A 21,130-nucleotide genomic window follows, 5' to 3' on the forward strand; every position below is an offset into this window, starting at 1 on the left:
AATTCCGGGCATTGCGTTTCGCCTGCCCGATCGGAGCTGAGATCCGATGTCCGAACAGTCCGTCGCGCCCGACCTCGCCGCCTTCTGGCAGCGACAACTCGACGCCCTTCCGGAGCCACCGGAGCTGCCCCTGCCGCCCGTACCCGACACCGCAGTCGACGGCACGGCTGGGGTGGCCCTGCCGGCCGGCTCGTCCGAGTCGCTGGTCGACGCGCTGGCCGGGGTGTTCGCGCTGCTGCACCGCTGGACCGGCGGCGGCGACCTGCTCGCCGAGACGCCGACCGACCGGGGCGCGCCGGGACGATGGCTGCCCGTGCGGGTCCGAGTTCCCGACGATCCCACCTGGACGCAGCTGCGCGACCTGGTCCGCACGGCGCTGCGCGAGGCGCGGGCACACCAGGCGGCGCTGCCCCCGATGGTTGCGGAGCACCGGCCGGTGGTGTCGGCGAGCCTCGGGGCGCTGCCACCGGGAGCACGGGGTGTGTTGCGGCTGCGGGCCGACGACGGGTCGCCGACGGCCACCGTGACCCACCCGAACGCGGCGCTGATCGGCGCCACGCTCACCGCTCTGCTCGCTCGCGTCGAGGAGCGGCCCGAGGCGCGCCTGTCCGACCTGCCGCTGCTCGACCCGGCGACGGAACGGCGGGTGGTGGCCGGGTGGAACGCCACCGACACCGCCTACCCCCGCGACCGGTCGGTGCCCGACCTGTTCGCGCGGTGGGCCCGGGAGACTCCGGACGCCCCCGCGCTGCGCCACGGCGACGAGATCCTCAGCTACCGGGAGGTGGACCGGCGCGCCAACCAGCTGGCGGGGCACCTACGGCGACTGGGCATCGGCGCCGAGGCGCTGGTCGGACTCTGCGTTCCCGACACCGCCCGCTGGGTCATCGCCGCCCTGGCGACGCTCAAGGTCGGTGCCGCGTACCTGCCGTTGGACCCCGGGTACCCGTCGCGGCGGCTGGCGCTGATGTGCCGCGACGCCGCGCCGGGAGCGATCCTGCACACCGCCGCGCTGGCCGACCGGCTGCCGGACGACGGCACGCCGCGCCTGGTGGTGGACCGGTTACCGCCCGACCAGGACCCGGCGGACCCGCTGCGGGTGACCATCCACCCCGACCAGCTCGCGTACGTCATGTACACCTCCGGTTCCACCGGCCAGCCCAAGGGCACCGGGGTCAGCCACCGCAACATCGTCCGGCTGGTCCGCGACACCGACTTCGTCGACGTACGCCCCGAGGACGTGATGGGGCAGGCCGCCACGATGTCCTTCGACGCGGCCACCCTGGAGGTGTGGGGGGCGCTGCTCAACGGCGCCTGCCTGGCCGACCTGGACATCAACGACGTGATCGTGCCGGATCGGCTGCGCGAGCGGCTGCGCGCCACCGGCGTGACGATGATGTTCCTGGCCACCTCTGTGGCCCGGCAGTTGGCGACGGAGGCCCCGGACGCCCTGGCCGGTCTGCGCTACCTGACCTTCGGCGGGGAGCAGGCCGACCGGGTGGCGGTGGGCCGGCTGCGGGCCGCCTGCCCGGACCTGACACTGGTCAACGGGTACGGCCCGACCGAGGGCACCACCTACACCACCACGTACGACTGCGCCCTGCTCACCGCCGACGACCAGGTGGTGCCGATCGGTGGCCCGGTCGCCAACACCCGCGTGTACGTGTTGGACCGGTTCCTCCAGCCGGTGCCGCCCGGCGTGCTCGGTGAGCTGTTCATCGGCGGGGACGGGGTGGCGCGCGGCTACCTCGGCCGTCCGGAGGCGACCGCCGACCGGTTCGTGCCGGACCCGTTCGGGCCGCGCGCGGGGGGCCGGCTGTACCGCACCGGCGACCTGGTCCGGCAACGCGTCGACGGGCTGATCGAGTTCGTCGGCCGGTCCGACCACCAGGTCAAGATCCGGGGCTACCGGGTGGAACCGGGCGAGGTGACCGAGGTGCTCCGCGGCGGTGAGCTGCTGCGCGACGCCATCGTGCGCGCCGACCGCGACGGGGCGGGCGACGCCCGACTCGTCGCGTACGTGGTGCTCGCCGACGGGGTGCGCGTCGAGACGGTCCGGGAACGCGCCCGGGAACAGTTGCCCGACCACCTGGTGCCGGCGGTGTTCGTGACGTTGCCCCGGCTGCCGCTCAACCGCAACGGCAAGGTGGACACGAACGCCCTGCCCGCACCCGACGCGCCGCCCGTACCCGAGGCGCTGTCGACACCCGACGCGCCGCCCGCGCCCGGCGCGCCCCCGACGGAGGACGAGGACGCCGGCCCGCGTACCGGCACCGAGCGGGTGGTGGCCTCGGTCTGGCGCGACGTGCTCGGTGTGCCGGTGCGTCGGCGCGACGACGACTTCTTCGATCTCGGCGGCCGGTCGTTGAAGGCCACCCGGGTGCGGTCCCGGCTGTCCGCCGCGATCGGCGTGGAGGTGCCACTGCGACTGATCTTCGACCACCCGACGGTGGCGGCGCTGGCCGCCGCGGCGGACGAGATCACCGGGGCCCGCGCGGCGGTGGCCCAGCCCGACGGGCCGGTCGACGCGGTCCCGTCGGACGCCGCACCACCCGCCGATCTCGCCGGCCTGCTCGACCAGTACGAGCACGGGAGCGCCAGATGAGCGCTGTCCTCACGCCAGCGGCGCTGCGGCAGCGGGTGGAGGCGTTGCCGCCCGAACGGCGGCGGGCGTTCCTCGCGGCGCTCCGCGCCGACGGTGACCGGTACGGGATCCACCCACTCACCGCCGCGCAGGAGTGGATGCTGCTGCTGGCCCAGCTCCACCCGGAGAGCCCCGCCTACCACGTCCCGTACCGGGTGGACCTGCGCGGCGACCTGGACGTGCCGGCGCTGCGTGCCGCGCTCGACCTGCTGGTGGCGCGGCACGAGGCGCTGCGCACGGTGTTCGTGCCGTTGGAGGGGGAGACGTACCAGCTGATCCTGCCGCCGGGCGGCCTGCCGCTGGACGTGCGGGACGTCGCGGCGGACCGGATCGACGAGTACGCCGCCGCCGAGGCGGTCCGCCCGTTCGACCTGACCCGGGGTCCGCTGCTGCGCGCCACACTGTGCCGCACCGGCCCGGTCGACTGGTCGCTGCTGCTCTCCCTGCACCACGTGGTCTGCGACGGCTGGAGCATGGGCCTGCTCTTCGAGGAGCTGTCCGCGGCGTACGCGGCGGCCCGCGCCGGACGGGCCGCGGAGCTGCCGTCGGTGCCGCGCGACGTGCCGGCCGCCCTGGCCCAGGACCGGCTGCTCGATCCGACCGAGTTGACCCGGCGGTTGGGCTGGTGGCGTGACGCCCTCGCGGGCGCGCCGCCGGGGCTGGACCTGCCCACCGACCGGCCCCGACCGGCGCAGCTGGAGGACGCCGGCCACGAGATCGAGTTCTCCTGGCCGCCCGAGCTGGCCGACCGGGTCGCCGAGGCGGGGCGACGCACCGGCGCCACCCCATACATGATCTTCGCGGCGGCCTGGGCGGTGCTGCTGCACCGGCACAGCCAGCAGCCGGACCTGCTGCTCGCCACCCCCGTCGCGAATCGGCAGACGCTCGACAGCGAGACGGCGGTCGGCTTCTTCGTCAACACGCTGGTGCTGCGCAGCCGGGTCGACGAGCAGGTGACCTTCGCCGCGTTGCTGGACCATCTGCGGGACGCGGCGCTGACCGCGCTGACCGACCCGGTGCCCTTCGACGCGCTGGTGCAGGAGATCCGACCGGTCCGGGATCCCGGTCGGCACCCCCTCGCCCAGGTGATGTTCGCCGTCGAGGACGGCTGGGAGCAGCGCCTGACGCTGCCCGGGGTCACCGTGCTGGCCAGCGGCGAGACGCACACCGGCACGTCCATGTTCGACCTGACACTGACCGTCATCCCGTACCAGGGGCGGATCGACGGGCGGATCGAGTACCGGACCCGGCTCTTCGACGAGGCCACCGCCCGCGGGCTCGCCGACCAACTCGCCACGCTGCTCACCGCCGCCCTCGCCGACCCGGACACTCCGGTTGCCGGGTTGCCGCTGCTGCGCCCGGACGCCGGTCGGCACCTCGTCGACCGCTGGGCCGCCACCGCCACCGCGGCGGCGGAGCAGCCGCTGTTCCCCGCGTTGGTGGCCCGGCAGGCCGCCGCCCGCCCGGACACGGTCGCCGTGGCGTACCGCGAGCAGACGCTTACCTACCGGGAGCTGGACGTGCGGGCGGACCGGCTGGCCCACGCCCTGCTGGCCCGCGGCGTACGGGCCGAGACCACCGTCGGGGTCTGCCTGCCGGCTGGCCCGGACTGGGTGGTCGCGCTCCTCGGCGTGCTCCGGGCCGGCGCGGTCTACCTGCCCCTGGATCCGCAGTTGCCGGCGGCCCGGCTGGCCTACCTGCTCACCGACTCCGCCGCCGCGCTGGTGGTCACCGACGCCGACGCGCAGCTGGCGCTGCCCGCCACCGACGTGCCACTGCTGCGGGTGGACGAGCCGCTGCCGGCCGCCGCCGGTCCACCTCCGGGAACCGTCCACCCGGACGCCGCCGCCTACCTGATCTACACGTCCGGCTCCACCGGGCTGCCCAAGGGCGTCGTCGGCACCCATCGCGGGCTGGGCAACCTCGCCGGGGCGCAGGCCCAACTGGTCGGCGTCCGCGCCGACGACCGGGTCCTCCAGTTCCACTCGATCAGCTTCGACGTGTCCCTGTCCGACCTGGTCACCGCATTCACCGTGGGCGCGACGCTGCGCCTGCTCGGCCCGGACGAGCGCGCCCCCGGCCCCGACCTGGCCGCCGCGCTCGTCCGGCACGCCGTCACCGTGGCCGACCTGCCCCCGGTGGTGCTCGACGCCCTGGACCCGGCCGGGGCGCCGGATCTGCGGGTGCTCACCGTCGGCGGCGAACCCTGCGCGCCGGACGTTGCCGCCGCCTGGTCGCACGGCCGGCTCCTGATCAACGGGTACGGCCCGACCGAGGCCACGGTGACCGCCACCGCCGCGCACTGCGCCCCGGACGGCACCGAGCTGCCCATCGGTCGGCCGCTGACCGGGGTACGCGCCTACGTGCTCGACGCCGAGCTGCGGCCGGTGCCCCCCGGGGTGCCCGGCGAGCTGTATCTCGGCGGCGCCGGGGTGGCCCGCGGCTACCACGGCGACGCGGCGCTCACCGCGCGGCGCTTCGTGCCCGACCCGTACGCCCCGACGCCCGGAGCGCGGATGTACGCCACCGGCGACCTGGTCCGCTGGCGTGCCGACGGGCAGTTGGTGTTCCTGGGCCGGGCCGACAACCAGGTCAAGATCAACGGCTATCGGATCGAGCTGGGCGAGGTGGAGGCCCGGCTCCGGCAGTGCGCCGGTGTGCGCCGGGCCGCCGCCGTGGTCCGCACCGACTCGCCCGGCGGACGGCGGCTGGTCGGCTACCTCGTCGGCGACAACCTGGTGGTGGACGAGCTGCGCCAGGACCTGCTGCGGCAGCTGCCCCGATACCTGGTGCCGACGGCCTTCGTGGTGGTCGACGACCTGCCGGTGAACGCCAGCGGCAAACTCGACCCGTCCCGGCTGCCCGCCCCCGCCGTGGTGCGCGCCGACCTCGGCGCCGCGTACCTGGCACCGAACGGGGAGGTCGAGCGGGCCGTCGCCGAGGTGTGGCGCGACGTGCTCGGGCTCGCCGACGTCGGCGTGCACGACAACTTCTTCGACCTGGGCGGCACCTCACTGCTGCTGGCCAGGGCACAGGCCCGCCTCGCCGACCGGCTGGGCCGCCCGGTGCCCGCCGTCGAGCTGTTCCGGTACCCGACCATCGCGCTGCTGGCCCGATTTCTCGACGGGGAAGCGCCGGCGGCCCCGCCACCTCCGGACCCGACCGCCGGTCGGCGCCGGGACGAACGCAAGCAGGCCCTCGCCGAGCGGGCGCGACGCGCCCGCCCGGTGCCGGCCGGGGAGGGACGACCATGACCACGCAGGAGACCGGACTGGAGATCGCCATCGTCGGGATGGCCGGCCGGTTTCCCGGCGCCGCCGACGTGGACGAGCTGTGGCGGCGGGTCCTCGCCGGCGAGGAGACCATCAGCCGTTTCACCGATGCGGAACTGGCCGCCGCCGGGGTGACCGAGGACGAACGTCGACACCCGGACCACGTGCCGGCGCACGGCGCGCTGGCGGACGTCGACCGGTTCGACGCCGGCTTCTTCGGCTACTCGCCCCGCGACGCCCGGCTGCTCGACCCGCAACAACGGCTCTTCCTGGAGTGCGCCTGGGCCGCGCTGGAACGCGCCGGTCACCTCACCGGCGACCCGGACCGGCTGGTGGGGGTCTACGCCGCCGCCGCGGCCAGCGGCTACCTGCTGCACCACCTGTTCCGCAACCCGCAGCTGGACTCGGTCAGCGAGTACGAGCTGATGCTCGCCAACGACAAGGACTCGCTGCCCACCCGGGTGGCGTACCACCTGGACCTGCGGGGCCCCGCCGTGGCGGTGCAGACGGCCTGCTCGTCCTCGCTGGTCGCCGTGCACCTCGCCGGGCAGGCACTGCTGGCCCGGGATTGCGACGTCGCGCTCGCCGGTGGCGCGCACCTGCTGTTGCCCGCCGGCACCGGCTACCGCCACGAGGCCGGCGGCATCATGTCCCGCGACGGGCACTGCCGTCCGTTCGACGTGCGGGCCAGCGGAACCGTCGGCGGCGACGGCGTCGCAGTGGTCGTGCTGCGCCGGCTGGCGGACGCCCGCCGCGACGGCGACACCGTGTACGCGGTGATCCGCGGCTCGGCGGTCAACAACGACGGCCGGGTGAAGGTCGGCTTCACCGCGCCCGGAGTGGACGGTCAGGTCGCGGCGATCCGGGCCGCCCAGGAGATGGCCGAGGTCGACCCGGAGACCATCGGGTACGTCGAGGCGCACGGCACCGGCACCGAGCTGGGCGACCAGATCGAGCTGCGGGCTCTCGCCGAGGCGTTCCGGGGGACCGCCGACGGCCAGTGCGCGCTCGGCTCCGTCAAGTCGATCCTCGGGCACCTCGACGTAGCGGCCGGGGTGACCGGCCTGATCAAGGCGGCGCTGGCACTGCACCATCGGGTGGTGCCACCCAGCCCGTACTGCACCGAACCGCACCCCGAGCTGACCGGCGGCCCGTTCCGGGTGCCCACCGCCGCGCAACCCTGGCCCGACCGGGACACGCCGCCCCGGGCCGCGGTCAGCTCGTTCGGCATCGGCGGCACCAACGCCCACGTGGTCCTCGAAGCCGCCGAGCCCGTCGAGCCCGCCCCGCCCGGCTCGTCCACCGACTCCACCCGGCTGCTGATGCTCTCCGCCCGGGACGCCGACGCGCTCGACCGGGCCCGCGCCCAGCTCGCCACCCACCTGGCCGAGCATCCCGAACTCCCGCTGGCCGACGTCGCGTACACCCTGCGCGAGTCCCGGCCGGAGTTCGGGCACCGGCTGGTCACCGTCGCCGCCACCGGCGCCCTCGCCGCCGCCCAGCTCGCCGACCGGGGCTCGGCGCTGGTCCGCACCGGCGTCGCCACCGGCGCACCGGCCGGGGTGGCACTGCTCTTCCCCGGCCAGGGCGCGCAGTACCCGGGGATGGGCCGCACCCTGTACCGCACCGAGGCGGTCTACCGGGCCGCCTTCGACCGCTGCGCGGACCTGCTCCGCCCGCACCTCGACGTGGACCTGCGCACGCTGCTCTGCCCGCCCGGTGACCCGGTGCCCGCCGCACCGGAGCTGGACGAGACCCGGCTCACCCAACCGGCCCTCTTCGCCGTCGAGTACGCCCTCGCCGAGCTGCTGCACCACCACGGCGTACGTCCGGCCGCCCTGGCCGGGCACAGCCTCGGCGAGTACGTGGCCGCGTGCCGGGCCGGCGTCTTCACCCTCGCGGACGCGCTCGCCACCGTCGCGGTACGCGGCCGGCTCATGCAGGCCCAGCAGCCCGGGTCGATGCTGTCGGTGCACCTGCCCGCCGACGAGGTCGCGCCCCTGCTGCCCGCCGGGGTCGAGGTGGCCGCCGCCAACGCGCCCCGGCTCACCACCGTCTCCGGCGCGACCGCCGCCGTCGCCGCGCTCGCCGCCGAGCTGCGCGAACGTGGGGTGGCCTGCCGGGAGGTACGCACCTCGCACGCGTTCCACTCGGCCCTGATGGAACCGGCCCTCGCCGGTTTCGCCGCGCACCTGCGTGAGGTGCCGCTGCGCCCGCCGACCCTGCCCGTGGTGTCGAACGTGACGGGCGGCTGGCTGACCGACGACGAGGCCACCGACCCCGACTACTGGGTGCGGCAGCTGCGCCGACCGGTCAACTTCACCGCCGGCGCGGACCTGCTGCTGCGCCAGCGGTACGCGTTGCTGGAGGTCGGCCCCGGTCGCACCCTGGCCACCCTCGCCCGCCAACACGAGGCGGCGCGCGGTGTTCCGGTGTCGACCACCCTCCCCGTCGAGCGCACCCCGGTCGGCGAGGACGCCTCGGTCGCCCTGGCGGTCGGCCGGCTCTGGCTGGCCGGGGTGCCACTGCGCCGGCCCGACGCCCGGGAGGACGGACGACGGCGGGTGCCCCTGCCCACGTACCCGTTCGCCCGCCAGCGGCACTGGGTGGAGCGGTTTTCGCCGCGGCGACCGGAACCGATCGGCCCCGACGACACCGCGCCGGAGTCCACTCCGGTGTCCCCGGCGACGCCGCGACCCGCGCCGGCCGACGAGCCGTACGAGGTGGTGCGGCGGATCTGGATGGACCTGCTCGGGGTGGACGAGATCGGCCCACACGACGACTTCTTCGAGCTGGGCGGGCACTCCCTGCTCGGTACCCGGGTGGTGGCACGGCTGCGCGACGCCCTCGGCGTCGACCTGCCGCCGGCCGCGATCTTCGAGTCACCCACTCCGTCCGCGCTGGCCCGTACCGTCGCCGCGCTGGCCCGACCGACCGCCGACGTACCCCCGGCGGTTGTCCCACCCACGGACGGCGACCTGGCCGACCTGCTCGCGGAGATCCGGGCGTTGTCCCCGGAGAGTCTCGCCCGTGAACTGCACCTGGCCCGACACGAGGAAGGAAACCGTGATGGCTGACGAACACCGCGTCCTGGTCAACGACGAGGAGCAGTACGCCCTCTGGCCCCGCCACAAGGAGGTCCCGGACGGTTGGCGGGAGGCCGGTTGTGCCGGCAGCCGCCAGGAGTGCCTGGACTTCGTGGCGCGGACCTGGACCGACATGCGCCCCCGCAGCGTCCGCGAACACCTGGCCGCCGAGGCCGCCCGGCTGGGCTGAGACCCGAGCGGGACCGGTGCGGCCCCGAGACCCGGGTCGGCCCAGCCTCAGGCACTGCTGAGGAGCACGAGTTGCTGGGTGGCCCGGGTCATCGCGACGTAACGGTCGACGACCCCCTCGATGCCGGTGCCGAACGTCTCCGGGTCGACGAGGACGACCAGGTCGAACTCCAGCCCCTTGGCCTGCTCCGGGCTCAGGGACCGGACCCGGGCCGTCGGCGGGAACGTCGGGTCGCCGATCACGCAGGCGATGCCGTCGGCGTGGGCGGCGAGCCAGGTGTCGAGGATCGAGCCCAGCTCGGCGACCGATCCGCGGACGACGGGTAGCCCGTTGCCGCGGATCGAGGTCGGCACGTTGGCGTCGGGGAGCACGGCCCGGATGACCGGCTCGGCCTCCGCCATGACCTCGGCGGGCGTCCGGTAGTTGATGGTCAACGAGGCCAGCGCGACCCGGTCCAGCCCGACCCGTTCGAGGCGTTCCTGCCACGACTCGGTGAACCCGTGCCGGGCCTGGGCGCGGTCGCCCACGATGGTGAAGCTGCGCGACGGGCAGCGCGCGAGCAGCATCTGCCACTGGGCGTCGGTCAGCTCCTGCGCCTCGTCCACGACGATGTGCGCGAACGGGCCGGCCAACAGATCCGGGTCGGCGTCCGACAGCGCGGAGTCGTCGACCAGGACCTCCCGCAGGTCCGGCTGGCGCAGCATGGTCAGCAGGCCCTCGCCGTCGTCGTAGGTGTCGGCCGCGAGCAGCTCGTCGACGACCCGGGCCATGTGTTCGCGTTCGACGGCGGCGGCCGGATCGTGCCGACGGGTGCGCCCCGACCGCTCCGGGTCGCCGAGCCGCCGCCGCGCCGCGTCCAGCAACGGCAGGTCGGAGACGGTCCAGGCCCGGGGTTCGTCGCGGTGCAGCCTGCGGACCTCCTCCGGGCTGAGCCACGGCGCGCATCTGCGCAGGTACGCGGGCACCGACCACAGGTCACCCACGAGGTCGGCCGCGTCGAGCAACGGCCAGGCGCGGTTGACCGCAGCTCGCAGCTCCCGGTTGCGCAGCAGCGAGGCGCGGAGCACGTCGTCCGGCTCGTCGCCGTCGTACCTGTCGATCAGGATCGTGAGCAACTCCTCCCAGATCTCCTCGCGCGCCTCGTTGTGCGGGGTGCCCGGCCCCGGCGCCTGGAACGCGTCGGCCCAGTCGTCGGCGCCCAGCCGGATGTCGGAGTCGCCGACCGTGATCGTCATCGGGGCGGTCGGCGGGTCCTCGTAGAACCGCACGGCCGCGTCGACCGCCCCGACCAGCGCGGCCGAGGACTTCAGCCGGGCCACCTCCGGGTCGGTGTCGGCGGTCGCCGTGGCCCCCTCGGGTGTGAGGTCGCGCAGGGTGCAGGTCTGCACGTCCTCCTCGCCGAGGCTGGGCAGGACGTCGGCGACGTACGCCAGGTAGGGCTGGTGCGGCCCCACGAAGAGCACCCCGCCCCGGCGCTGACCGAGGCGCGGGTCGGAGTAGAGCAGGTACGCGGTGCGGTGCAGGGCGACGACGGTCTTCCCGGTGCCCGGACCGCCGTCGACCACGAGGGCGCCGGCCGACCCCGCCCGGATGATCGCGTCCTGGTCGGCCTGGATGGTGCTGAGCACGTCGCGCATCCGGCCCGACCGGGCGCCGCCCAGGCTGGCGATGAACGCGGACTGGTCGTCGAGCGCGACGGCGTGCCCCACGAACCCGTCCGCGGTGAACACCTCGTCCCAGTAGTCGCTGATCCGGCCGCGGGTCCAGCGGTACCGGCGGCGGCTCGCCAGACCCATCGGGTTGGCGTGGGTCGCGCCGAAGAACGGCTCGGCGGCGGGTGAGCGCCAGTCGAGCAGCAGCCGTCGACCCGTGCTGTCGGTGAGGCCGCGCCGCCCGATGTACACCGGCTCGGGATTGCCCGCCTCGACCACGTGGCCGAGGCACAGGTCCAGTCCGTAGCGGCTCAGCGAGCGCAGACGGGCGCTCAGCCTACGGACCTCCTCGTCCCGGTCCACCGCCTGCCGGCCCTTGCCGCCGGGCGCCCGCCGCGCGGTGTCCAGGCGGTCGGACAGCTCGGCGGTCAGCTGCGCGAGGCTCTGCGCCATGACCGCGAAGTGCCGCTCGTCGCGCGCGATGAGCGCCGGGTCGGCCTTGGCGGAGAGGCGATCGGGGAGTGCGAACACGGTGGTGGGCAAGGAATTCAATTCATGACTTCCATTCGGCAGAATCTGGCCTCGGCCGACGATTCTGCGTCATAAATGGGGTCTTGCCGCAAGCCCCCCGGTGCGCTATAAGTTAGAAGTGGCGGGAGACGTGGTGTCTCCCGTTTTCCGTGTTCAGGGCAGTACGTCGGCCAGGTGGGCGGGCGCCTCCAGCGCCGCCTTCACCGCCTGGAGGAAGGCGACCGCCTCCCTTCCGTTGACCACTCGGTGGTCGTAGACCGCGCTCAGATTGACGAACCGGCGGGTGACGACCTGGCCGGCGTCGTCCAGCGCCAACTCCTCCTGGGTGCCCCCGATTGCCACCACGCAGGTCTGGCCCGGGAAGACGATCGGCCCGGCGAGCACCACGTCCGGGTCGGTGTGCAGGGACACGACGATGGTGCCGCCGGCCAGCTCCCCGGCCCGGAAGCCGGTCCCACCGGCCCGGGACCGGAAGTCCATCAGCGTCTCGGCGATCTCCGCGCAGGTCAGCTCCTCCACGTCCCGGACCACCGGGATGAACAGTCCCGTCCCGACGTCGATGGTGACGCCGACGTGCGCCGCCTCGGCCAGCCGTACGCTGCTGCCGTCGCCGGGCGCGGCGAACAGCAACGGGTGCTCCTCGCGCAGCCCGCCGATCGCCTTGACCAGCAGTTCCGGCAGACCGACCAGGGTGCGGGTGGTGCGCGTGAGCTGCCGGGCCACGGTGAGGGCGGCGTCGACGCGTACCTTGATGACGGCGAGCGCCGCCGGCACCTCCCGGTGCGACTCGGTGACCACCGCGGCCACCGCCCGCTGGGCGCGGGAGAGCGCGTGCACCGGGCGGGGGTCGTCCGGCTCCGGGCCGTCGCCGGCCGCGAGCGCGGCGGCCGCGGCCACCACCACCGGCTCGGTCGTCGCCGTGGGCGCCGCCGACCGGTCGGCCAGCAGGCGTTCCACATCGGTACGGCGCACGACCGCCCTGCCGAGCGCGCGCAGCTCGTCGTCACCGAGACCGTGCGCGGCGGCCAACTCCCGGGCCGAGTCGGTGAGCACCGGACCGCCCGGGTGGGCCTCGGGCGCCGACCCGGCGGGGGCGACCGCCGCGGCGAGGAAGCGCTGCCGGGCCTCCTCGGTGTCGAAGACGTGGCCGATGACGTCGCCGGGTGCGCACTCCTGGTCGACCTCGGTGACCCGGTGCAGCACGCCGGAATGCTCGCTGAGCAACTCCTCGGCCGCCTTGGAGGTCTCCACCTCGGCGATCGGCTCACCGGCGCGCACCTGCTCGCCGTCCGCGACGAGCCAGTCGATCAGCACGTACGTCGTGTCGTTGTTGTTCAGCTTGGGAACGACCAGGTCAGTCACCGCTGACGACCTCCTTCACGGCCCGGTGGATGTCGGCGTCCTGCACCAGCACGGTGCGTTCGAGATGCGCGGCGGTCGGGATGACGCTGTCCGCGGAGTGCACCAACCGCACCGGTGCCCGCAGGGCGCCCCAGAGTCGCTGGTGCACGACGTGCGCCAACTCCGCCCCCCAGGTGCCGCCGGCGGTGCTCTCCTCGGCCACCACCACCCGGCCGGCGCGGGCGATCGGCGGCAGCAGGGTGTCCGCGTCCACCGGCCACAACCGCGACGGCACCAGCACCTGGCAGACGATGTCGTCGCGCAACAGCAGCTCCCGGGCCACCGACACGGCCCGCGCGGCCAACCCGCCGGGTACGACGAGCACACAGTCGGCCTGTTCCGGGTCGTCCACCCAGACCCGGGCCACGTCGGCGTCCGGGCCGATCAGGTCGTAGCGGAACAGCTCGTCCACCACGCCGTCGGCGTACATCCGGGTGGTGTAGAGGACCTTGTCCTCGAAGAGCAGCCCCGGCCGTCCGGTGGCGAGCATGCCGGCGAGGACCGTCCGGTTGTCGTGGAACGGCGACATCTCGTGCAGGGTCAGGCCGGGAATGCCGACGAAGTGCTTCTGCGGGCTCTGGCTGTGCGTCGGGCCGTACCCCCGGTTGCCGCCGGTGGGGCAGCGCACCACCAGGCGGATCGGCACCCGCCGGCCGTACATCGTGGTCGACTTGCTGGCGAAGTTGAGGATCTGGTCGAACGCCAGCGCCACGAAGTCACTGAACATGATCTCGACGATCGCGCTCTGCCCCGCCAGCGCCAGGCCACCGGCCACGCCGACGATGCCTCCCTCGCTCAACGGGGTGGAGCGCACCCGGTCCGGCCAGCGTGTCGACAGCCCCCGGGTCACCTTGAACGCCCCGCCGTACGGGTCGACCACGTCCTCGCCGAGCACTGTCAACCCGGGATCGTCGGCCAGCAACGCGTGCAACGCCTGGTTGAGGTTCTCCACCACCCGCTCAGCCACGGTCGGCCTCCGCCCAGCGACTCGCCGGCCGGCCGGCGACGTCGGCGACCACCTGCGCCACGTACCCGCGCTGCCGCTCGTCGCGCGCGGTGAACTGCTCCGGGTACGCCTCGGCGTAGCGGACGTACCAGTCGTGCGCCTTCGCGTACGCCAGCTCGTCCGGGCGGCGGTTGTCGTCGCCCTTGCTGTGTGGGCCCACCCGGTGGGTGATCAGCTCCACCACGTACGGCGTGCAGCGTTCGCGGACCCGGCGCAGCACCGGCGCCAACGCGGCCCGGACCACGGCGGTGTCGGTGGAGGTGACCCGCAGGTGCTCCACCCCGAACGCCCGGGCCCGCCCGCCGATGCTGCCGGCGAGCTGCGCGCCGGTCGGCGTGGACTGGGCGATGCCGTTGTTCTCCACCACCAGCACCAGCGGCAACCCCCACAGCGCGGCCATGTTCAGCGCCTCGTAGACCGCGCCCTCGCCCCAGGTGCCGTCGCCGAGGTAGACCAGCGCCAGCCGGCCCGGCTCGGCGCGCTTGAGGTGCAGCGCCACCCCGGCCGCCACCGGCGCGCTCTCGCCCTGCACCCCGGTCGACAGGTAACGGTCGCGCAGGATGTGTTGGCTGCCGCCGACGCCGTGGCAGACCGCGCCCTCGCGTCCCATCACCTCGGCGAGCAGCCCGTGCGGATCGTCGAACCGGGCCAGGTAGTGGCCGTGACCCCGGTGGTTGCTGAACACGAAGTCGCCGTCGGTGAGCAGGGGGCGCAGCGCGACCGGCACGTACTCCTGGCCGAGGCAGGTGTGCGTGGTGCCGTGCAGTTCACCCCGACCGAACATGTCCAGCAACGCCAGCTCGAAGTGCCGGATGAGCAGCAGCAGATCCAGGTCGGCGTCGGCGAGCCGGGTCGGCGCGCCCGGCGGCGCCTCGGTGCGGGTGGCGGTCACCGCGCTGCCCCGTCCAGCTCGCCGGCGACCAGGTCGACCAGTTCGCCGACGGCGGTCACCGCCAGGTACGCCCGCAGGTCCAGGCGGACACCGAGTTCGTCCTCCAGCGCGGCGAGCAGCCCCAGCGCCTCCAGGCTGGTCCAGTTGGTAAGCGTCTCGAACCGGACATCCGGCGACAGCTGCGCGGCCGGTATGTCGGCGACCTGTTCGACGAGGTCCGCGACGGTGGTGAACAGATCAGGCACGGACGTCTCCCTCCTCCAGGGCGATCCACGCCGGCAACAGCCGGGGCGGTGGGTGCAGCGGCAACACGTGCCGGATGGTGCCGTCCTGTTCGGACGCCACGGTGAACCCGGCGCCGGGCCAGACGGCCCCGCCGGGCTTGTTGCGGGTGGTGGGCCGGAACAGCGCCTCCAGCCGGGTCGCGCCGGCCGAGCCGGCCAACTCCGCCACCCGGTGCAGCGCGGCCTGTTCGACGCCACGGGAGAAGACCCGGCAACTGAGCACGAAGTTCTCGATCACCCAGGAGTCCGGGGTGGACCGGTCCAGCCACAGGCCACCGACCAGCCCTTCGGCACCGAACCGGTCGGTGACCTCGACGGTGAGCACCAGGTGGTCGGGCGACGCGGCGCGCTGTCGGGTCTGCGCCTCGGTGTGCGCCCGTTCGGTCATGGTGAACTGGTTGGTGCGCAGTCCGAGCTGCGCGACCCGGGGCAGGCTGAGGTCGTCCACCGGGCGGACGGTGACCCGCAGCTTCAGCTCGTGCAGGTAGTCCGCCGCCGAGTCGAAGGTGGCGGCGAAGCGTTCCCGGCCGGTGCGGGCCCGGTACAGCTCGGTGCGTTCGCGGTCGGTGGCCCCGGTGGCCAGCACGGTGAAGTGCCCCTCGGCGAGCAGTTTGTGGGAGAACCCGGCCGGGTCACCGGCCAGCTCCACCACCCGTACCGTCGGCAGCTCGTGGCGCACCAGCTCACACTCGAACGGGCTGTCGTCGGCGAACACCACGGCGTCCAGGCCGAGGTTGAGGGTGCGGGAGAGCTGACGCAGGTTGTCGTCCTTACGCCCCCAGTTGACCGCCTGCGCCACGAAGTCGTCGCCCCGCAGCAGCAGATCCGGGTGCTGCGCGAACGCCTCGGTCACCAGGTCGGGGTCGTTCTTGCTGCACACCGCCAGCAGCACGCCCTGCCGGCGCAGCGCCAGGGCCCGCCGCTGCACGTCGCGGTGGCAGTTGCCCGGATAGTCGGTGCCCAGCATGATGCCGGCCAGCCCGTCGTCGCCGAGCACCCCCGCCCAGAGCGTGTTGTCCAGGTCGAGCGCGAGCACCTTCGCCGTCCGGCCGAGGACCGCCCGACAGAAGGTGGCCGCCTCGTGCGCGTAGCGGCGTTCCACGGTGGGCGTCCAGGCCATGCTGGCGAACCGGAACAGGCGCTCGTCGCGCACCGGGCCGTCGTGGTCCACCAGCAACGTCTCCAGGTCGAGGGTGTACGTCGTCTCCCGCTCGCCCAGCTCCAGCAGTCGCCCGTTCAGCTCCCGCCAGACCCGTCCCAACTCGGCCCGGCCGCGGAAGCTGACCAGGCTGCGGTGCTCCAGCGGGGACATCGGCACGGTGTGCAGCAGCAACGCGCCGTCGGTGCGGGCGGCGTAGCCCCGGACGGCGGCGGCCAGCACGTCCGCCCGCTGGCTGAGCGTGTCGGCCAGGCCGCTCAGGTCGCCGGGGTCCCACTCGGCGGGCAGGAACCAGCCGTCGTGCAGCAGGCAGAGCGTGACGTCCGGCCGGAACTCGGCGAGCGCCGAACCCGGGTCGCTGAGGTCGAGGACGAGTTGGTCGAAGCCGGAGACGTGGATCTCGGCGGCGATACCGATGCGCAGCAACGCCACCCGCAGCAGCGGCTCGACCGTCCCCGGGGTGAACGTGCCGGTGATCGCGACCCGCAGCGGCCGGAGCGGGAAGTCCGGGCTGGACAGCTTCTCGGCCGGCACGTCGGCGAGCAGCCGGCCGGCGGAGGCGACGGTGGTGACCGCCGCGTCGTCCAGGTGGACCAGGCCGGGTGCCAGCTCCGGATCCGCGGGCGCGTCGGGGCGGCGCAGCCGGCGGATCCGCAGAAGGACCTCCTCGACTCTCATTGCCTCTTCCTTCCTCTCCCGCCGGGCGGGATCGTTGTCGACAGGCCGGTCACGGCGCCGCCGTCGTGGGCACGGCCGGTCAGACCCGCAGCAGGGTGCAGACCCAGTGCATGCCACTGCCGGTGCTGGTCAGGGCGACCAGGTCCCCCTCGGTCAGCTCCCCGGTGTCGAGGTGGCGCTCCAGCCCGATCAGCTGGTCGGCGCAGCCGACGTGGCCGTGCGCGAGGGCCAGCTCGACGTTCGTCCGCTCCACCTCCACGCCGAGGTCCTTGGCCAGCTCGGCGAACTGCCGGGCGTTGTCGTGAAAGTGCACGAACCGGCGGACGTCGGCCAGCGTCACGCCGGCCCGGTCACACGCCGCCTCCACCACCCGCCGGTTGCGGTCCCGGATGGTGGCGACGAACGCGAACATCCTGCGCACGTCACCGGCGAAGAACTCGTTGAGCCGGTCCGCCGGGTCGCCGACGCGGGGAGCGCCGCCCTCCGGGGTGAAGGGCTGCGCCGCCCCGCCGACCGGCATCCGCATGAAGCCCGCGTACCGGCCGTCGCTGATCGTCTCGGTCGCCAACCAGCGGCACCGGTCGTGGTCGCGGACCAGCACGGCCGCCGCCGCGCCGTCGGAGAAGATGCTGGTGTTGACCTCCATCCGGTTCCAGTACGGCTCACAGACCCGGTTCCCACCGATCAGCAACGCCGTCCGGTACTCGGGGTGGGTGGCGAACCGGCCGGCGACCGTGTCGAACGCGGCCACCCCACCTCCGCAGGCCTGGTTGAGCAGCACCGCCTCGGCCCGGTGCGCGCCGAGCCGTGCCTGGGTGTGCGCGGCCGGGTCCCAGTAGAGGTACTCGGCCAGGTCGGGGATGGCCAGCACCACCAGGTCCACGTCGGCGGCGGACAACCCGGCCCGGTCCAGCGCGGTGCCGCCGGCCACCACCGCGAGGTCGGTGACCCCGACGCCGGGGCCGGCCCGGTGGAAACCCCGGTACTCCCAGGACCGCAGCCGGTCCAGGTCCTCGGTGTACGCGGCGGCGGCCGACGCCACGTCGACCTGCTCGCCGAGCACGTGGGCCAGGGCGGCCACCCCGACGCCGACCGGCGGTGGCCCGCTCATCGCCGCACCGCCGTACCCCGGCCCGCCGCTGCCGCTGCCGCGTCGGCACCGTCGCCGTCGGGGCGAGCGGCCCGCAGCCGGACCTGCGGATCGGCGGACGCCACGGCGTCCAGATCGGCCAGGAAGCGCCGGGCGGTGCCGTTGCGGCCGGTGTCGGTCCAGCGGACCAGCACCTCGTCGGCCCCGGCCCGCCCGGCCCGCCGGGTCAGCTCGCGCAGCACCGCCGCTTCCACGCCCTTGCCGAGCACCGGGCAGGAGAGTGAGAAGACGTCGACCGTCCAGCGGTGCACGGACCGGTCGAGCGCCACCAGCCCCGAGGTGCCGTAGTCGCCGAGCCGGTCGCGGACGCGTACGGCCAGCAGGTCACCGGCCCGCTCGGCCAGCGCGGCTGCCGGTGGGGCCGGAGCCAGGGCGAAGTCGTGCGCTCGGGCGACCACCTCGGCGACCTCGGCGATGTCGTCGGCGCTCACCGGTCGGTAGTCGACCTGGACGTCCAGCCCGGCCACGAAGTCGTCGAGCGACAGCGTGGTGGGCGCGCTGGCCGGTGCGGGCGTGCCGCCACCGCTCCAGCGTCGGCTGGGCAGCCGGTCGGTGAGCCGCGCCGCGCGCAGCTCCTCCGACCAGCCCCGCGGGTCGGTGCCGAGCGTCACGCGGCGTGCCACCGGGTTGCCCTCGGCGGGGCCGACGCCGGCCAGCACCAGCTGGTTCGTCGTCACGTCCAGCTCGGCGGCGATCTCGGCGAGCTGGTCGGCCAGCGGTCGGTCGTCGGTGACCCAGCCGTTCAGCGCGGGCAGCAGGTCCACCGTGTCGCCGTTCGACAAGCATCCGGGGCCGCTGGCGCGCAGCGCCACGGGTACCCCGGCGTCGCGCAGCTCCCGCAGCGCCGGCAGCAGGTGCGCCGCGCCGGTCAGCCCGTCGCCGTCGAGCACCAGCGCGCGGCAGACCGCGCCGAAGAAGCCGCCTACCAGCGTGGCCACGGCGGCACCGAGGCGCGCGAAGACCTCCTCGACGTACGGCACCTTGGCGAACCGGAACAGCGCCGGGTGGTACGCCCGCCCGTCGCCCACGGTCCGTACCGCCTCGTCGGCGTCGACGAGCAACACCCCGGGGTCGCCGGCCAACCGGTCGCGCAGGCGCTCCCGTACCGCGGTGGCGCTGGCGGTCACGCCGTCGGCGCGCATCGCGTCGGCCGGGCCGTGCGGGCGGGTGCCGGGGACGGCCGGCAGCACGTACACCAGCAGTGCGCCCCGGCGACGCGCGGCGCTGACCGCCGCCTCCGCGCCGGCCAGCAGTTCGGTCGTCCAGCCGGCGCCGGCCGGGCCGGGATCGCCGGCCTCCTCCAGGCGCTGCGCCACCACCAGCACGTCCGGCCGGGCGTCGGCGAGGAAGCCGTCGGTGGCCAGACACTGCTGCACGACCTGCTGGAACGGACCGACGCTGAGGTCGGCGGGCACCCCGGCGTCGTGCAGGCCCAACCCGAGGTACGGCACCAGCGGGTCCACCGTGTAGCTGGCCAGCAGCGCCACGCGCAGCACCGGCGTCGGGGGCTGTCGGGTGACGGCCTGCCAGCGGGTACGCCGGGCGAGCAGGTCGGCGCTCATGTCGCCTCCGTTCCCTTGGCCCGCAGCACCGCGCGCAGGTCGGCGACGCTGCGCACGTCGCGGATGTCCTCGAAGGCGAAGGAGAGCCCGTAGACCTCCTCGAGCGTCACGACCAGTTGCAGGTGCCGCAGGCTCGTCCAGGTGCCGATGGTCTGCGGTCCGGAGTCGTCGGTCACCTCGGCCGGGTCGACCTCCAGCACCCCGGCGACCACCTCGGTGAGCGTCACTTCGCCACCACCGCGCGGTCGTCGGTCAGCTCGTCGGTGCCGGTCGGTGCGGGCAGCGGGGCCGGCACGGCGGGGGTCTCGTCGTAGTCGGGCAGGTCGACCTCCATCCGGCGGATGCTCGGTGAGGCGAAGCCGGCCGCCGCGACGCCGATGCCGAACAGGCCGACGATCACGAAGATGAGCCCCATGCCGGCGCCCGGCCCGCTCCCCACCAACCAGCCGAAGTACGGCACCCCGGGCCCGCCGTCGCGCATCATCGGCTCGAACCAGCGGTCGGCGGCGATGCCGGCCAGCGCGGTGCCGCCGGGGTACGCCAGGTCCTCGATGAACTGTCGTGCGGCGAAGACCCGGCCCTGGTGTGACGGCTCCACCTTCTCCTGCCAGACCGACTGGGCGTAGCCGTCGATGAAGGGGATGGACAGGTGCAGGAAGAGCAGGGCGACCGACCAGACGATGATGCTGTCCCCGACGCCGTAGACGATCCGGCCGAGGACGCTGAAGACCAGGATGGCGATGAGCATTCGCCGGATCTTGTGCCGGGTGTTCGGTAGCAGTCCCAGCAGGAGGGCGCCGGCAACGCCGCCGACCGCGCCGATGGTCTGCACCAACCCGACCGCGTTGGCGCTGCTGTCGGTGCGGGCCAGGATCTGGGGCACCAGCAGGGCGAAACCGACCGCGGCGAGCACGTTGATGGCGAACATGATCATCTCCAGCCCGGTGAACGCCCGGCTGGCCAGGATGTAGCGGAAACCGTAGATGGTGTCCGACCAGAAGCCGGCGTCGTCCGGTTCGGTCGAGCGGGGCCTCGGCGGCAACTGCACCAGCAACACCGCGCCGATCGCCACCACGTAGGACAGCGCGTCGATGAACAGGATGACCTTGATGTCCATCAGGCCGAGCAGGGCGGCGGCGAAGCCCGGAGCGAAGATCACCGGGATGGTCCGGACCGCGAACATCATGGCGTTGGCCCGCGGGTACTGGCCCTTCTCCATCATCACCGTGATGGTCGCCTGGTACGCCGGCAGCTGGAACGCGAGGAACGCGCCGGTGACCAGGTTGACCAGGTAGAGATGCCACACCTCGACCGAGTCGGTGAGGAACAGCAGCAGCACGGCGGCGGTGGTGATCGCGGACCCGACGTCGCTGAGCACAATGGTCAGCCGCCGCCCCCACCGGTCGACAAGCGCGCCGGCGATCGGGCTGAAGATGACCGTCGCGCCGAACGCGAACGCCATCAGCATGGTCAGGTCGAAGGCCCGGCCGGTGGCGTCCCACACCCAGATGCTCAGGGCGAAGTTCGTCATCCGGGTGCCGAGCGCCGACAGCAGCTGGCCGAACCAGATCGTGGTGAACCCGGCGAACCGGGTCGGGCGTCGGAACGCCATGGGGGTCTCCT

General features: G+C 74.1%; 14 protein-coding genes. 4 read left to right on the forward strand and 10 right to left on the reverse strand.

Features of this window, described 5'->3' with window-relative positions:
- Positions 1 to 46: 46 nt before the first annotated feature.
- The 4 genes from AB0J33_RS08105 to AB0J33_RS08120 are packed head-to-tail and all read left to right on the forward strand — an operon-like array spanning position 47 to position 9,192.
- On the forward strand, positions 47 to 2,605 hold the full coding sequence (locus tag AB0J33_RS08105) for a non-ribosomal peptide synthetase (protein ID WP_363611181.1): 2,559 nt from the start codon (positions 47 to 49) through the stop codon (positions 2,603 to 2,605).
- Positions 2,602 to 5,898: an amino acid adenylation domain-containing protein gene (locus tag AB0J33_RS08110; RefSeq protein WP_363611183.1), complete on the forward strand. Its 3,297-nt coding sequence runs from the start codon at positions 2,602 to 2,604 to the stop codon at positions 5,896 to 5,898. Before AB0J33_RS08105 ends, AB0J33_RS08110 begins: the two co-directional genes overlap by 4 nt.
- A complete protein-coding gene (locus AB0J33_RS08115; protein WP_363611185.1) occupies positions 5,895 to 8,993 on the forward strand; it encodes a beta-ketoacyl synthase N-terminal-like domain-containing protein in 3,099 nt (1,032 codons plus the stop codon). The genes AB0J33_RS08110 and AB0J33_RS08115 overlap by 4 nt, the downstream gene beginning before the upstream one ends.
- Positions 8,986 to 9,192 (forward strand): MbtH family NRPS accessory protein, encoded by a 207-nt coding sequence (locus AB0J33_RS08120; RefSeq protein ID WP_363611187.1) that lies wholly within the window; start codon positions 8,986 to 8,988, stop codon positions 9,190 to 9,192. Before AB0J33_RS08115 ends, AB0J33_RS08120 begins: the two co-directional genes overlap by 8 nt.
- Before the next feature lie 47 nt (positions 9,193 to 9,239).
- Here AB0J33_RS08120 and helR read toward each other — a convergent pair whose 3' ends face one another.
- The 10 genes from helR to AB0J33_RS08170 all read right to left on the reverse strand — a co-directional run bounded on the left by helR (position 9,240) and on the right by AB0J33_RS08170 (position 21,119).
- Positions 9,240 to 11,387: an RNA polymerase recycling motor ATPase HelR gene (helR, locus tag AB0J33_RS08125; protein ID WP_363611189.1), complete on the reverse strand. Its 2,148-nt coding sequence runs from the start codon at positions 11,385 to 11,387 to the stop codon at positions 9,240 to 9,242.
- Positions 11,388 to 11,528: 141 nt separating this feature from the next.
- Positions 11,529 to 12,737 carry a 2-oxo acid dehydrogenase subunit E2 gene (locus AB0J33_RS08130; RefSeq protein ID WP_363611191.1) on the reverse strand — a complete coding sequence of 403 codons (1,209 nt, stop codon included), beginning with the start codon at positions 12,735 to 12,737 and terminating at the stop codon, positions 11,529 to 11,531.
- Positions 12,730 to 13,743, reverse strand: coding sequence for a transketolase C-terminal domain-containing protein (locus AB0J33_RS08135; RefSeq protein WP_363611193.1), 1,014 nt, complete (start codon positions 13,741 to 13,743; stop codon positions 12,730 to 12,732). Before AB0J33_RS08135 ends, AB0J33_RS08130 begins: the two co-directional genes overlap by 8 nt.
- Positions 13,736 to 14,674, reverse strand: a complete 939-nt coding sequence (locus tag AB0J33_RS08140; RefSeq protein ID WP_363611195.1) for a thiamine pyrophosphate-dependent dehydrogenase E1 component subunit alpha — start codon at positions 14,672 to 14,674, stop codon at positions 13,736 to 13,738. The genes AB0J33_RS08135 and AB0J33_RS08140 overlap by 8 nt, the downstream gene beginning before the upstream one ends.
- Complete coding sequence (locus AB0J33_RS08145) at positions 14,671 to 14,919, reverse strand: phosphopantetheine-binding protein (RefSeq protein WP_363611197.1); 249 nt, start codon at positions 14,917 to 14,919, stop codon at positions 14,671 to 14,673. The genes AB0J33_RS08140 and AB0J33_RS08145 overlap by 4 nt, the downstream gene beginning before the upstream one ends.
- Positions 14,912 to 16,795 (reverse strand): HAD-IIIC family phosphatase, encoded by a 1,884-nt coding sequence (locus AB0J33_RS08150; RefSeq protein ID WP_363611199.1) that lies wholly within the window; start codon positions 16,793 to 16,795, stop codon positions 14,912 to 14,914. The genes AB0J33_RS08145 and AB0J33_RS08150 overlap by 8 nt, the downstream gene beginning before the upstream one ends.
- A 79-nt stretch (positions 16,796 to 16,874) precedes the next feature.
- Entirely contained in the window at positions 16,875 to 17,906 is a 1,032-nt protein-coding gene (locus tag AB0J33_RS08155) for a 3-oxoacyl-[acyl-carrier-protein] synthase III C-terminal domain-containing protein (RefSeq protein ID WP_363611201.1), read from the reverse strand.
- Positions 17,903 to 19,507 carry a hypothetical protein gene (locus tag AB0J33_RS08160; RefSeq protein WP_363611203.1) on the reverse strand — a complete coding sequence of 535 codons (1,605 nt, stop codon included), beginning with the start codon at positions 19,505 to 19,507 and terminating at the stop codon, positions 17,903 to 17,905. The genes AB0J33_RS08155 and AB0J33_RS08160 overlap by 4 nt, the downstream gene beginning before the upstream one ends.
- Positions 19,504 to 19,734, reverse strand: coding sequence for an acyl carrier protein (locus AB0J33_RS08165; protein ID WP_238661485.1), 231 nt, complete (start codon positions 19,732 to 19,734; stop codon positions 19,504 to 19,506). Before AB0J33_RS08165 ends, AB0J33_RS08160 begins: the two co-directional genes overlap by 4 nt.
- Positions 19,731 to 21,119, reverse strand: coding sequence for an MFS transporter (locus AB0J33_RS08170; RefSeq protein ID WP_363611206.1), 1,389 nt, complete (start codon positions 21,117 to 21,119; stop codon positions 19,731 to 19,733). The genes AB0J33_RS08165 and AB0J33_RS08170 overlap by 4 nt, the downstream gene beginning before the upstream one ends.
- Between the last annotated feature and the right edge of the window lie 11 nt (positions 21,120 to 21,130).

The organism is Micromonospora sp. NPDC049645, from assembly GCF_040675155.1.
Taxonomy (GTDB): Bacteria; Actinomycetota; Actinomycetes; order Mycobacteriales; family Micromonosporaceae; genus Micromonospora.

Bases quoted from the DNA above. Each gene is read 5' to 3' on its own strand.
- AB0J33_RS08110 (WP_363611183.1), top strand. From the start codon at position 2,602: ATGAGCGCTGTCCTCACGCCAGCGGCGCTGCGGCAGCGGGTGGAGGCG.
- AB0J33_RS08120 (WP_363611187.1), top strand. From the start codon at position 8,986: ATGGCTGACGAACACCGCGTCCTGGTCAACGACGAGGAGCAGTACGCC.
- AB0J33_RS08105 (WP_363611181.1), top strand. From the start codon at position 47: ATGTCCGAACAGTCCGTCGCGCCCGACCTCGCCGCCTTCTGGCAGCGA.
- AB0J33_RS08170 (WP_363611206.1), bottom strand. From the start codon at position 21,119: ATGGCGTTCCGACGCCCGACCCGGTTCGCCGGGTTCACCACGATCTGG.
- AB0J33_RS08150 (WP_363611199.1), bottom strand. From the start codon at position 16,795: ATGAGAGTCGAGGAGGTCCTTCTGCGGATCCGCCGGCTGCGCCGCCCC.
- AB0J33_RS08160 (WP_363611203.1), bottom strand. From the start codon at position 19,507: ATGAGCGCCGACCTGCTCGCCCGGCGTACCCGCTGGCAGGCCGTCACC.
- AB0J33_RS08115 (WP_363611185.1), top strand. From the start codon at position 5,895: ATGACCACGCAGGAGACCGGACTGGAGATCGCCATCGTCGGGATGGCC.
- AB0J33_RS08155 (WP_363611201.1), bottom strand. From the start codon at position 17,906: ATGAGCGGGCCACCGCCGGTCGGCGTCGGGGTGGCCGCCCTGGCCCAC.